12 protein-coding genes are annotated in these 12,469 nt (G+C 73.7%); 10 read left to right on the top strand and 2 right to left on the bottom strand.

Annotated elements, in window-relative coordinates; translation table 11 throughout:
• Window positions 1–66 precede the first annotated feature (66 nt).
• Entirely contained in the window at window positions 67–1,014 is a 948-nt protein-coding gene (locus B086_RS0137260) for an AraC family transcriptional regulator (protein WP_018571537.1), read from the bottom strand.
• A gap of 81 nt (window positions 1,015–1,095) precedes the next feature.
• Here B086_RS0137260 and B086_RS0137255 point away from each other — a divergent pair, with 81 nt between their 5' ends.
• Window positions 1,096–2,025: a hypothetical protein gene (locus tag B086_RS0137255; RefSeq protein WP_018571536.1), complete on the top strand. Its 930-nt coding sequence runs from the start codon at window positions 1,096–1,098 to the stop codon at window positions 2,023–2,025.
• A 16-nt stretch (window positions 2,026–2,041) separates the two neighbouring features.
• On the opposite strand, the gene B086_RS0137250 is transcribed toward B086_RS0137255, so the two are convergent.
• Window positions 2,042–3,256, bottom strand: a complete 1,215-nt coding sequence (locus tag B086_RS0137250) for a YihY/virulence factor BrkB family protein (protein WP_018571535.1) — start codon at window positions 3,254–3,256, stop codon at window positions 2,042–2,044.
• 175 nt (window positions 3,257–3,431) lie between these two features.
• Here B086_RS0137250 and B086_RS0137245 point away from each other — a divergent pair, with 175 nt between their 5' ends.
• The 9 genes from B086_RS0137245 to cysD all read left to right on the top strand — a co-directional run bounded on the left by B086_RS0137245 (window position 3,432) and on the right by cysD (window position 12,288).
• Window positions 3,432–5,066 (top strand): acyl-CoA dehydrogenase family protein, encoded by a 1,635-nt coding sequence (locus B086_RS0137245; RefSeq protein WP_026253177.1) that lies wholly within the window; start codon window positions 3,432–3,434, stop codon window positions 5,064–5,066.
• Window positions 5,067–5,275: 209 nt separating this feature from the next.
• On the top strand, window positions 5,276–5,527 hold the full coding sequence (locus B086_RS44870) for a hypothetical protein (protein WP_158690453.1): 252 nt from the start codon (window positions 5,276–5,278) through the stop codon (window positions 5,525–5,527).
• A gap of 212 nt (window positions 5,528–5,739) precedes the next feature.
• Complete coding sequence (locus B086_RS0137235; RefSeq protein ID WP_018571532.1) at window positions 5,740–7,170, top strand: hypothetical protein; 1,431 nt, start codon at window positions 5,740–5,742, stop codon at window positions 7,168–7,170.
• Between the two features lie 63 nt (window positions 7,171–7,233).
• A complete protein-coding gene (locus B086_RS0137230; RefSeq protein WP_018571531.1) occupies window positions 7,234–7,806 on the top strand; it encodes a GNAT family N-acetyltransferase in 573 nt (190 codons plus the stop codon).
• Between the two features lie 400 nt (window positions 7,807–8,206).
• Window positions 8,207–9,901 (top strand): nitrite/sulfite reductase, encoded by a 1,695-nt coding sequence (locus B086_RS0137225; protein ID WP_018571530.1) that lies wholly within the window; start codon window positions 8,207–8,209, stop codon window positions 9,899–9,901.
• On the top strand, window positions 9,898–10,083 hold the full coding sequence (locus tag B086_RS0137220; protein WP_018571529.1) for a hypothetical protein: 186 nt from the start codon (window positions 9,898–9,900) through the stop codon (window positions 10,081–10,083). Before B086_RS0137225 ends, B086_RS0137220 begins: the two co-directional genes overlap by 4 nt.
• Window positions 10,080–10,790 carry a phosphoadenylyl-sulfate reductase gene (locus B086_RS0137215; protein ID WP_018571528.1) on the top strand — a complete coding sequence of 237 codons (711 nt, stop codon included), beginning with the start codon at window positions 10,080–10,082 and terminating at the stop codon, window positions 10,788–10,790. Before B086_RS0137220 ends, B086_RS0137215 begins: the two co-directional genes overlap by 4 nt.
• Window positions 10,791–10,816: 26 nt before the next feature.
• Window positions 10,817–11,353: an adenylyl-sulfate kinase gene (cysC, locus tag B086_RS0137210; protein ID WP_026253176.1), complete on the top strand. Its 537-nt coding sequence runs from the start codon at window positions 10,817–10,819 to the stop codon at window positions 11,351–11,353.
• Window positions 11,350–12,288: a sulfate adenylyltransferase subunit CysD gene (gene cysD, locus B086_RS0137205; RefSeq protein WP_018571526.1), complete on the top strand. Its 939-nt coding sequence runs from the start codon at window positions 11,350–11,352 to the stop codon at window positions 12,286–12,288. The genes cysC and cysD overlap by 4 nt, the downstream gene beginning before the upstream one ends.
• Window positions 12,289–12,469: the final 181 nt, after the last annotated feature.

Genomic DNA, 12,469 nt, shown 5'->3' with positions numbered 1-12,469 from the left:
CGCGCGCCGCCTTCGCCGGGGCCACCGGGCCCGCCGAATCCGCCGGACGGGCGCCGTACACCCTTCTCACCCGCCCGCGCGCGCCGTCCGCGCCCGGTGTTCCTGCGGGCTGACGCCGTAGGAGCGTTTGAACGCCGTGGAGAGCGCGAAGGCGCTGCCGTAGCCGACCCGGCGGGCGACGGCGGCGATGGTGTCGTCGGAGTCGCGCAGCCGGTCGGCGGCCAGCGCCAGCCGCCAGTTCGTCAGGTACGCCATCGGCGGCTCCCCGACCAGCGCGGTGAAGCGGCGGGCCAGCGCCGCCCGGGACACCCCGGCCTTCGCGGCGAGCGCGGCGACCGTCCAGGGATGCGCCGGGTCGTCCTGGACGAGCCGCAGCACCGGGCCGACGACCGGGTCGGCGAGCGCCCCGTACCAGGCGGGCGCCGCAGCGTCGGGCCGGGCGAACCAGGTCCGCAGCGCGGCGATGACCAGCAGGTCGAGGAGCCGGTCGAGGACGACCTCCTGGCCGGGCTCGTCGCGCACGATCTCGTCGGCGAGCACCGGGGTGAGCGGGCATGTCCACATGTCCGAGGCCAGGGTCAGCAGCGGAGGCAGCGCGTCCAGCAGCCGGCCGTTGATCTCGCCCTTCATGAGGTAGGTGCCGATCAGCACCACCGTGCCGCCGTCGAGGCGGTCGCCCCAGGTGCGTACGCCGAGGTCCATGGAGCCGTTCAGCGAGCGGCCGTCGGGGTAGGCGCACTCGCCGCCGGGCAGGATCAGCGCCTGCGGGGCGGTGCCGGGGTCGTCGGCGCAGGTGTAGGCGCCGGGGCCGCGCGCGATGGCCAGGTCGCCGGGGCCCAGCCGCACCCGCTCGCCGGTGTCCGGCATGATCCAGGCGTGGCCGCGGATCATCAGCATCACCGTGAGCGGGGCCTCGTCCTCGACGCGTACGGCCCACGGCGGGTCGAGGCAGGCGCGGATCATGAAGGCGCCGCGCGCGCGGGGGCCCTCCAGGAGGCCGGCGAGTGCGTCCATGGGGACAGCGTAGACGCGCGCTTATGCGGGTGAGCGGTTCGGCGATGGATCCCGTGCGGGGCACGGCAGTTGACTGCTCCCATGACACAGAACACGCAGGGCACCCAGGGCAGCGACGGCGCGGACGGCACGGACGGCGTGCAGGGCACGGAGGACGCGGTCCGTACCGCGGGCACGGACGGCGCGCGGGCGACGACGGTGGTGGTCACCGGCGCGTCCGGCCGTACGGGGAGCCGGGTCGCCGCGGCGGCCGCGGCGGCGGGGCTGACGGTGCGGGCGGCGTGCCGGGCGCAGGGTTTCGACTGGCACGACGGGACGACCTGGGCGCCGGTGCTGCGCGGCGCGGACGCCGCGTATCTGATGTACCCGTCGGACATCGGCGCGCCGGACGCGGCCGAGCGGGTGGGGAGCCTGGCCCGCGAGGCGGTCGCGCTCGGGGTGGAGCGGCTGGTGCTGCTGTCGGCGCGGGGCGAGGAGCAGGCCCTGCCCGCCGAGGAGGCGCTGCGCGCGTCGGGCGCCCGGTGGACGGTGGTGCGGGCCGCGTGGTTCGCGCAGAACCTCAGCGAGGGCCCGCTCCTCGCGGAGCTGCGGGAGAGCGGGGAGCTGGTGTTCCCGGCCGGTGACGTGCGCGAGCCGTTCGTCGACGTACGGGACATCGCGGACGTCGTCGTGGCGGCGCTGACCTCGGGTGACCGCTGGGCCGGGCGGATCGTCGAGGTGTCCGGGCCGCGGCTGCTGACGTTCGGCGAGGCGGTCGCGGAGGTCGCCGCCGCCGCCGGGCGCGAGCTGGTGTACCGGCCGGTGCCGGCGCGGGCCTACGGGGAGGCGCTGGCCGGGTTCGGGGTGCCCGCCGAGGAGGTGGAGTTCCTGGTCGGTCTGTTCGAGACGCTGCTGGACGGGCGCAACGCGCACCTGTCGGACGGGGTGCGGCAGGTGCTGGGCCGCGAGCCGCGCGACTTCGCCGACTTCGCCCGGGAGGCGGCGGCCGCCGGGGTGTGGAAGCTGCCCTGACCGTGCCCCGGGAGGGTCACTTGTCGGGGTGGGCGCCGTCGCGCTCGTCCTTGTGCGGGCCGCGCTCCTGGACGCCGCGGGCGTGGGCGCGCAGGCGCGCGGTCACGTCCTCCGGGGGCAGGAAGCGCGACCAGCGCTCCGGGAACTCGGAGGGCATGTCGGCGTCGTCGGTCTCGTCCATGTCGTCCATGTCGTCCGGGTCGTCCGGGTCGCCGAGGGATGCGCGGTACGCCTCGCGGGCGGCGGCGGCGCGTGCGACGTACTCGGTGATCTGCGCCTCGCGCACCCGCTCGTTGGCGGCGCGGGCCGCGGCGGTCGCGGCGGCCGGCCAGACCCGGTCGATGGCGGCGTTGACCGCGGCCCCGACGAGGACGGCGAACGCGGACACACCGATCCACAGCAGCACGGCGACCGGCGCGGCCAGCGATCCGTAGATGGTGGGGCCCTCGACGGTGCTGGTCAGGTAGATGCGCAGCAGGAAGCTGCACACCACCCACATGGCCAGGGCGACCAGCGCGCCGGGCACGTCCTCGATCCACGGGGAGCGCACGGGGACGGACACGTGGTAGAGCGTGGTGAGGAAGGCGACCGACAGGACGATGACCACCGGCCAGTACAGGACCTGCACGACGGTCGTCGACCACGGCACGATCCGTACCACCGCGTCCGGTCCGGCCACCATCAGCGGCAGCGCGACCGACCCGATGAGCAGGGCGACGACGAAGAGCAGGAAGGCCATCAGCCGGGTCCTGACGATGCCGCGCACACCGTCCAGGCCGTACATCACGGTGATCGTGTCGATGAAGACGTTGACCGCGCGGGAGCCCGACCACAGCGCGAACACGAACCCGATGGAGATCACGTCCGGGCGGCCGCCCTGCATCACGTCCCGCAGGATCGGCTGGGTGATCTCCTTGACGCCCTGGTCGGACAGGACGGTGCGGGAGGCGTCCATGATGTTGCGCTCCAGGCTGGCGATGGTGTGCGCGCCGGTCCAGGAGTCGACGTAGAAGAGCAGGGCGATCAGGCTGAGCAGCAGGGGCGGCACGGAGAGCAGGGTGAAGAACGCGGCCTCGGCGGCGAGGCCGAGGATGCGGTACTCCATGCACGAGTTGACGGTGTCCTTGAGCAGCAGCCAGGCGGTCCTGCGCTTGGAGACGTTCCGGTAGAGGGCGCGGGCCCGGTGGAAACGGCCGGTCGGCCTGTCGGGGGTGTCACTGGCTGGCTGCACGACCCAAAGGTATCCCTGTCCTGGCCCGTCCCCCTCATCCACGGGCGCCGCTCCGCGATCTCCGGCGGTCCGCGTCGCCCCGGCGGCGGGACGGCGCGGCGCCCCGCCGGGCCCGGTGTCCGTCCGGGGCCGCCGATGTGGTGACGGCGGTCGCGGCGCGGGTAGGTTCCGTGCCATGGCAGCCAGCACTCATTCCGTGACCAACCAGGTGCCGCCGCTGGTCGGCTACGACCTCTTCGCCGCCGACCGGGCCCTGTCCGAGGCGGTCGGGCGGCATGTCGCCCCCGGTCTGCTCGACGAGGTGCGCACCGAACTGTCGGCGCTCGGCCGGGCCGCGGGCTCGGCCCAGGTCCAGGAGTGGGGCGCGCAGGCGAACGAGAACCCGCCCCGGCTGCGCACCCACGACCGCTACGGGCGGCGGATCGACGAGGTGGACTTCCACCCGGCCTGGCACCGGCTGCTCGGCAAGGGCGTCTCGGCCGGTCTGACGGCCGCCTGGACCCGGCCCGCCGGGCAGGTGCGGCGGGCGGCGGCCTTCCTGGTGTGGACCCAGGCCGAGGCGGGCAACTGCTGCCCGCTGTCGATGACCCACGCGGCGGTGCCCGCGCTGCGCGCCGACCCGGCGCTGGCCGCCGAGTGGGAGCCGCGGCTGACGTCCATGGTGTACGACCGCGGGCTGCGGCCGGCCGCGCGGAAGGCCGGCGCCCTGTTCGGGATGGCCATGACGGAGAAGCAGGGCGGCAGCGATGTACGCGCCGGCACGACCGAGGCCCGGCCGCTGGCCGAGGACGGCACCTACGAGCTGCGCGGGCACAAGTGGTTCTGCTCGGCGCCGATGTCGGACGGCTTCCTGGTCCTCGCGCAGGCTCCCGGCGGGCTGACCTGCTTCCTCGTGCCCCGGGTGCTGGCGGACGGCACGCGCAACGTGTTCCTGCTCCAGCGGCTGAAGGACAAGCTGGGCAACCGGTCCAACGCCTCCGCCGAGGTCGAGTTCGACGGGACCTGGGCGCGCCGGGTCGGCGAGGAGGGGCGCGGGGTGTCCGTCATCATCGAGATGGTGGCGGCGACCCGGCTGGACTGCGCGCTCGGCTCGGCGGGGCTGATGCGGCAGGCGGTGGCGCAGGCGGTGCACCACTGCACGTACCGGGAGGCGTTCGGCGGACCGCTCGCCGGCCGGCCGCTGATGCGCAACGTACTGGCCGACCTGGCGCTGGAGTCGGAGGCGGCGACCGCGCTGGCCCTGCGGCTCGCGGCGGCCCGGGACGACGACGGCGAGCAGGAGCGGGCGCTGCTGCGGATCGCGGTGCCGGTGGCCAAGTACTGGGTGACCAAGCGGTGCGCGCCGGTCGTGGTGGAGGCCGCGGAGTGCCTGGGCGGCAACGGGTACGTCGAGGAGTCCGGACTGCCCAGGCTGGTGCGGGAGTCGCCGCTGAACTCGGTCTGGGAGGGCGCGGGCAATGTGCAGGCGCTGGATGTGCTGCGGGCGCTGCGGCGCGAGCCGCGGGCGTTCGACGCCTATCTGCGCGAGGTGGGTCTGGCGCGCGGCGCCGACCACCGGCTCGACGCCGCCGTCAAGGACCTGCTCACCGAACTGGCCGACCTGGACGGCATCGAGGCGCGCGCCCGCCGGGTGGTGGAGCGGATGGCGCTGGTCCTCCAGGGCGCGCTGCTCGTCCGGTACGCACCGCCCGAGGTCGCCGACGTGTTCTGCGCCTCCCGCCTCGGCGGCGACCACGGCACGGCGCTGGGCACCCTCCCGCACACGCTGGACCTGGCCGCGCTGGTGGAACGCGCCCGCCCGGCGGTCTGAGCGCGGCGGGCCACGGAGCGGCGCGGAGGGTGCGGCGGGGCGCGGGGAGGGCGGCGGGCGGCCGGCGGCCGGAGCACCGGCGGCCGGGTGCGCAGGGATGGTGGCCGGGAGCGGGTCCGCGCCACGCCGAACTCCTGTGCCTCCTCCTCCGCTTCCGTCTCCGCTTCCGCCTCCACCTCCTCGCGTACCAACTCGCGTACCTCCTCGCGGTGCACCGGTCCGGGCGCGGCGCGGTGGACCCGGCCGCCGAGGTGTCCGGTGGTCCGGCACGCAGAGTGACCGTCCGGACCGGGATGTCGCGGGTGCGGCGCTGTCCGGGCGCGCCGCTCGAACACCGGCCCGACCGGGGCCGGGAGGACGCCGAGGCGCGTGTGCCGCACCCCGGCGACCCGCGCGATCTGCTGCCGCACCCGGCCGCTCCCCCGGTACGCCGGGGCCGGGCGGCGTCCGCCGCGCTCTGAAGAGGGCGGCGCGGCAAGGGATCCACGGGTGCGGGCACGGCATCTCGGGGCCGATTGCCGGGTCTTCGCCCTACGGCGCGCCGGACTGCCGTAGCATCACTGTGGGTCGCCCCATCCGCTCCTCGCTCAACGCTGGGAACCCGCGGCGCAGTTGGCCCGCCCGGTCGGCAGGCGTCCCGGAGGCGAACCGAGCCCTGGACAAGGGGGGTTGGATGAAGCAACGCGGGCGACACCGCCGGCGCAGGCAGGGCAGGGCGCTGCGTGCCGTGCTGGCCGGCGCCGGACTGGCCCTGACCGCCGCCGCCACGCTGATCAGCGCCTCGCAGGCCACGGTCACCGACGATCCCGGCGCACTCAGACCGCTCACGTCGGCCGCCGAACTGGGCGGGCTGCGGCTGACCGAACAGCCCGTCCCGGCCCGGTCGCTGGACCGGCTCGCCGCGGCGATGGGCCGGCCGGTCGACGCCGGAGCGGTGCTCGGCGACCCGGACCGCACCCTGCGCGACGCCGACGACTGCACGGGCACGGAGCGCAGGGCGCTGCCCGTCGAGCCGTCGGCCACCCGCGCGTACTGCTGGGACGCCAAGGACACCGAAGACGCCGAAGGCACCGAAAACGCCGACACCCGGGAGTGGCGGCCGCAGTCGGTGGCCACGTCCGGGGACACGGACGGCGGCAGCCGGTGGGGCGCGCACCAGGTGATCCTGTCCGGCTGGACGCACCGCGGCGACGACGCGGACTCCCGCCGTATGGCCAGGGTGGCGTTCGTCGACGCCGACGACCCGGCCCGCCTCACCTACACCTGGGCGCTGCTCGCCGTGCCCGTGGACGGCGGACGCGACTACCGCGCGCTCGCCTCCCGTGTGTCGGGCATGGTCCGCTACCGGGACAAGCTGCTGGTCACCGCCTCCGGCGACGGACAGCAGGCGCTGTACGTCTACGACCTGCGCCGCATCCAGCGCGCCACCGTCACCGAGGACGCCGTCGGCAAGGTGCCGGGCGGCTGGTCCGCGCACGGCTACCGCTGGGTGCTCCCGGCGGTCGCCAGCTACCGTCCGGCCGAGGGCACCTGCGGCCGGACGGCGGGAGCGGGCGGTACGGCCGGTGCGGCCGACACGTCCCGTGCCTCCCGCGCATCCGGCGGGGACGGCGTCGCCCCGGCCTGCCCGAGCAGCCTCTCCCTGGACAGCAGTTCCGCACCGGACAGCCTGGTCGCGGGCGAGACGACCCGCACGGACGGCGACCGGCGCACCCGGCTGTGGCGCTACTCCTTCAGCGCGGACCCGGCCCGCTCCGGACTGCTGGCCGCCGACTCCACCGGGACGGTCCGGGCACAGGAGGCGTACGAGACGGACGCGCCGGGCGTGCGCGGGGTGCTGGCGCACCGCACGGGCCCGGCCGGCCACACCGACTGGTACCTGGGCCGGACGGCCGGGAAGCGGGGCGGACACGGCACGCTGTGGCGGCAGGACACCCAGGGCGCCGAGGCGACCGAGTGCGGCACCTCGGACGACACGCACCGCTGCTGGGGCGACGGCGTCGGCTCCCTGTCCTACGCTCCGGCGACCGGCGAACTGTGGTCGGTGTCCGGGCGGACCCTGTTCGCGGTGCCGCTGTCCGCACTCGAACACGAGCTGCACTAGAACCACCGGGGCGGCCCGGCCCGCGATCGACAGGAGCCCCGGCCGGATGATTCCCTGGCCGGCATGACGAACATCGCCGTGACCACCTGGTCCCTGGAGCAGACCGCGCCGACCGACCTGCTCCCGGCCAGCGCGCCCGAGGGGGACGTCCGGATCGTCCGCGCCGAGGTGCCCTCCCCCGAGTTCAACCGCTTCCTGTACGCGTCGGTGGGCGGCGACATCCGCTGGACGGACCGGCTCGGCTGGACGTACGCGCGGTGGCGGGAGTACCTGGAGCGTCCGGCGGTCGAGACCTGGGTGGCGTACGACCGGGGCACACCGGCGGGCTACATCGAGCTGGAGGCGCAGGACGACGGGGTCGTGGAGATCGTGTACTTCGGGCTGATCCCCGCCTTCCGGGGCCGCCGGATCGGCGGGCACCTGCTGTCGTACGGCACCGCCCGCGCCTGGGACCTGGCGGACCGCTGGCCGGGACTGGCGCCGACCAAGCGGGTGTGGGTGCACACGTGCAGCGAGGACGGCGAGCACGCGATGGACAACTACCAGCGGCGCGGGTTCGTCCTGTTCGACACCAAGGTCGAGGAGGAGCCGGCGCTCACCGCTCCGGGCCCCTGGCCTGGCGCGTTCCCGGCCTGAGGGCCACCCGCCCACGGCCCGTTCCCGGGCCGGACAACCGCTTTCCCCACCGCGGCTCCACTGTGACCGACGACACCCTTGTCCACACTCCGGGACAAGGGTGTCCACACTTTGGATAAAGGTGGACTGTGTCCAGATCGCCATGCCACGCTGCCGTCATGTCTGGAACTGGAACCGCCTTGGTGAGCCGACGGCACGTCGACCACGGCCGCATGTCCAGCGCCATCTGTCCGGCGAGCTGACTCGCCCGCAGTGGCCTGGGGCCACGGGCACAGCACCACCGGATCTTCAGCCTCCTCCCTCCCGAGCGCAATGACGCGCCTGCCTGCCTGACTGCCCATGCGCCCGCATCCGCGCAGGTCAGAGCCGCATCTTCCGCTGTCCCGAAGGACGTATCACCATGGCCGCCGCCGCTTCACAGAACTCCGTCGCGCCCCGCCGCAAGGTGAGCCGCCACCGTGGCGAGGGCCAGTGGGCCGCGGGGCACCTGACCCCGCTCAACGGCAACGAGCAGCTCAAGAAGGACGACGACGGTCTCAATGTGCGGACACGCATTGAGACGATCTACTCCAAGCGCGGATTCCACGCCATCGACCCCAACGACCTGCGGGGGCGCTTCCGTTGGTGGGGGCTGTACACCCAGCGCCGTCCTGGGATCGACGGCGGGCGCACCGGCCTCCTGGAGCCCGAGGAGCTGGAGGACGAGTACTTCATGATGCGCGTCCGCATCACGGGCGGACGGCTCACCACCGAGCAGCTGCGGGCCATCGGCGAGGTCGCCGAGACCTACGCGCGGGGCACCGCGGACATCACCGACCGGCAGAACATCCAGTTCCACTGGGTGCGCATCGAGGACGTGCCCGCCATCTGGGAGCGCCTGGAGGCGGTCGGGCTGTCCACCACCGAGGCGTGCGGCGACTGCCCGCGCGGCATGCTCGGCTCCCCGGTCGCGGGCGTCGCCGAGGACGAGATCATCGACGGCACGGCGGCCCTGGACGAGATCGTCCGCCGCTACATCGGCGACCCGCGCTTCTCCAACCTGCCGCGCAAGTTCAAGACGGCCGTCTCCGGCTCGCCGCTCCTCGACGTGGCGCACGAGATCAACGACATCTCCTTCGTCGGCGTGGTCCACCCCGAGCACGGCCCCGGCTTCGACCTGTGGGTCGGCGGCGGACTGTCCACCAACCCCCGGTTCGGGGTGCGGCTGGGCGCCTGGGTGCCCGAGGCCGAGGTGCCCGACGTCTGGGAGGGCGTCACCTCGATCTTCCGCGACTACGGCTACCGGCGGCTGCGCAACCGGGCCCGGCTGAAGTTCCTGATCGCCGACTGGGGCGCGGAGAAGTTCCGCCAGGTGCTGGAGGACGAGTACCTGGGGCGCAAGCTGATCGACGGGCCCGCGCCCGGGATGCCCGCCCGGCAGTGGCGCGACCACATCGGCGTGCACCGCCAGAAGGACGGCCGCTTCTACGTCGGTTTCGCCCCGCGCGTGGGCCGGATGGACGGCTCGCTGCTCACCAAGGTCGCCGCGCTGGCCGAGGAGCACGGCTCCGGGCGGGTCTCCACCACCGTCGAGCAGAAGATGATCGTCCTGGATGTGCCGCAGGACCGGGTCGACTCGCTGGTCGACGGTCTTGAGGCGCTGGACCTGCGGGTCAGCCCCTCCCCCTTCCGCCGCGGCACCATGGCCTGCACGGGCATCGAGTTCTGCAAGCTCGCCATCGTGGAGACCAAGGAGCGCGGCAGCGACCTCATCGACGAACTGGAGCGCCGGCTGCCCGACTTCGAGGAGCCGGTCACCATCAACCTCAACGGCTGCCCGAACGCCTGCGCGCGTATCCAGACCGCGGACATCGGTCTCAAGGGGCAGTTGGTCACCGACGCCGAGGGCAACCAGGTCGGCGGCTACCAGGTGCACCTGGGCGGCGCGCTCGGTCTCGAACCGTCCTTCGGCCGCAAGGTCCGCGGGCTGAAGGTGACCTCCGCCGAACTGCCCGACTACATCGAGCGGGTCCTCAAGCGCTTCCAGGCGGAGCGCGCGGACGGCGAGCGCTTCGCGGCCTGGGCGGCACGGGCCTCGGAAGAGGCCCTGTCGTGAGCGAGCGGGCCGCGCCCTTCTACTGCCCCTACTGCGGCGAGGAGGACCTGCGTCCCGGAGAGCAGGGCCACGGCGCCTGGGAATGCGGGGCGTGCAACCGGGCCTTCCAGCTGAAGTTCCTCGGGCTGCTGGCCCGGGGCTTCACGGGGAGTGCCGACGACGGAGGGGGCGAGCGCACATGACGGCCGTTCAGGAAGAGTGCACGGACGAGGAGTTGAAGGCGCTGGCCGAGCGGGCGGGCCGCGAGCTGGAGGACGCCTCCGCGCCGGAGATCCTCCGGTGGGCCGCCGACACCTTCGGCGAGCGGTTCTGCGTGACCTCCTCCATGGAGGACGCGGTCGTCGCCCACCTCGCCTCCCGGGCCATGCCCGGCGTGGACGTGGTGTTCCTCGACACCGGCTACCACTTCCCGGAGACCATCGGCACCCGCGACGCGGTCGAGGCCGTGATGGACGTCCGTGTCATCACCCTCACCCCGCGCCAGTCGGTCGCCGAGCAGGACGCCGAGTACGGTCCGAGGCTGCACGACCGCGACCCCGACCTGTGCTGCGCGCTGCGCAAGGTGGGTCCGCTCCAGGAGGGCCTGGCGGGCTACCGGGCGTGGGCGACCGGGCTGCGCCGCGACGAGTCCCCGACCCGGGCGCACACCCCCGTGGTCGGCTGGGACGAGAAGCGGCGCAAGGTCAAGATCTCCCCGATCGCCCGCTGGACCCAGGACGACGTGGACGCCTACGTCACCGAACACGGCGTGCTCACCAACCCCCTGCTGATGGACGGCTACGGCTCCGTCGGCTGCGCGCCCTGCACCCGCAGGCTGCTGGCGGGCGAGGACGCGCGCGCCGGCCGCTGGGCGGGCCGCGCCAAGACCGAGTGCGGACTGCACGGCTGACCATGACCGAGATACAGGAGACACACGTGACGACCGGAGCCACCGTCTGGCTCACGGGTCTGCCGAGCGCCGGCAAGACCACCATCGCGCACGAGCTGGCCACCCGGCTCCGCGAGGAGGGCCACCGCGTCGAGGTCCTCGACGGCGACGAGATCCGCGAGTTCCTCTCCGCGGGCCTCGGCTTCGACCGCGCGGACCGGCACACCAACGTGCAGCGCATCGGCTTCGTCGCCGAACTGCTCGCCCGCAACGGCGTCCTCGCGCTGGTCCCGGTGATCGCGCCGTACACGGAGAGCCGGGACGCGGTGCGCGCACGGCACGTGAAGACCGGCACGGCCTATGTCGAGGTCCATGTGGCGACCCCGGTCGAGGTGTGCTCCGTACGCGATGTGAAGGGCCTGTACGCCAAGCAGGCGGCGGGCGAGCTGACCGGTCTGACCGGCGTCGACGACCCCTACGAGGAGCCGGCGGCGCCCGATCTGCGGATCGAGTCGCAGCACCAGAGCGTGCAGGAGTCCGCGGCATCGGTGTACGCGCTGCTCAGTGAAAGGGGACTGGCATGACGACGACCGCCACCGAGACCGAGGAGGGCACGGCCGGGCCGTACGCCCTCTCGCATCTGGATGCGCTGGAGTCGGAGGCGGTGCACATCTTCCGTGAGGTGGCGGGGGAGTTCGAGAATCCGGTGATCCTGTTCTCCGGGGGCAAGGACTCGATCCTGATGCTGCATCTGGCGTTGAAGGCGTTCGCTCCCGCGCCGGTGCCGTTCGCGCTGCTGCATGTGGACACCGGGCACAACTTCCCCGAGGTGCTGGCCTACCGGGACCGCACGGTGGAGCGGTACGGGCTGCGGCTGCATGTGGCGTCGGTGCAGGAGTACATCGACCGGGGGGTGCTGCGTGAGCGGGCGGACGGGACGCGCAATCCGTTGCAGACGCTGCCGCTGACGGAGAGGATCCGCACGGAGCGGTTCGACGCGGTGTTCGGCGGGGGGCGCCGCGACGAGGAGAAGGCGCGGGCCAAGGAGCGGGTGTTCTCGCTGCGCGACGAGTTCTCCCAGTGGGACCCGCGCCGCCAGCGCCCCGAGCTGTGGAACCTCTACAACGGACGCCACGCACCCGGCGAGCACGTGCGGGTGTTCCCGCTGTCGAACTGGACCGAGCTGGACGTGTGGCAGTACATCGCCCGCGAGGACATCGACCTGCCCGCCATCTACTACGCCCATGAACGCGAGGTGTTCCGGCGCGACGGCATGTGGCTGACCCCGGGCGCCTGGGGCGGCCCCCGCGAGGGCGAACAGGTGGAGAAGCGGCAGGTCCGCTACCGCACCGTCGGCGACATGTCCTGCACCGGCGCCGTCGACTCCGACGCCGCCACCATCGAGAAGGTCATCACCGAGATCGCCGCCTCCCGCCTCACCGAACGCGGCGCCACCCGCGCCGACGACAAACTCTCCGAAGCCGCGATGGAAGACCGCAAACGCGAGGGGTACTTCTAGAGATGACCACCGTGACACCCGAACACCTCGCGGCCACCACCCTGCTGCGCTTCGCCACCGCCGGATCCGTCGACGACGGCAAGTCCACCCTCGTCGGCCGCCTCCTGCACGACTCCAAGTCCGTCCTGAGCGACCAGCTCGAAGCCGTCGAACGCGCCTCCGCCGGCCGCGGCCAGGACGG

Origin of the sequence: Streptomyces sp. PsTaAH-124, assembly GCF_000373685.1 — a bacterium.
Taxonomy (GTDB): Bacteria; Actinomycetota; Actinomycetes; order Streptomycetales; family Streptomycetaceae; genus Streptomyces; species Streptomyces andamanensis.
The sequence above is the reverse complement of the archived record's forward strand: the minus strand, read 5'-3'. Positions and strand labels throughout refer to the sequence as shown.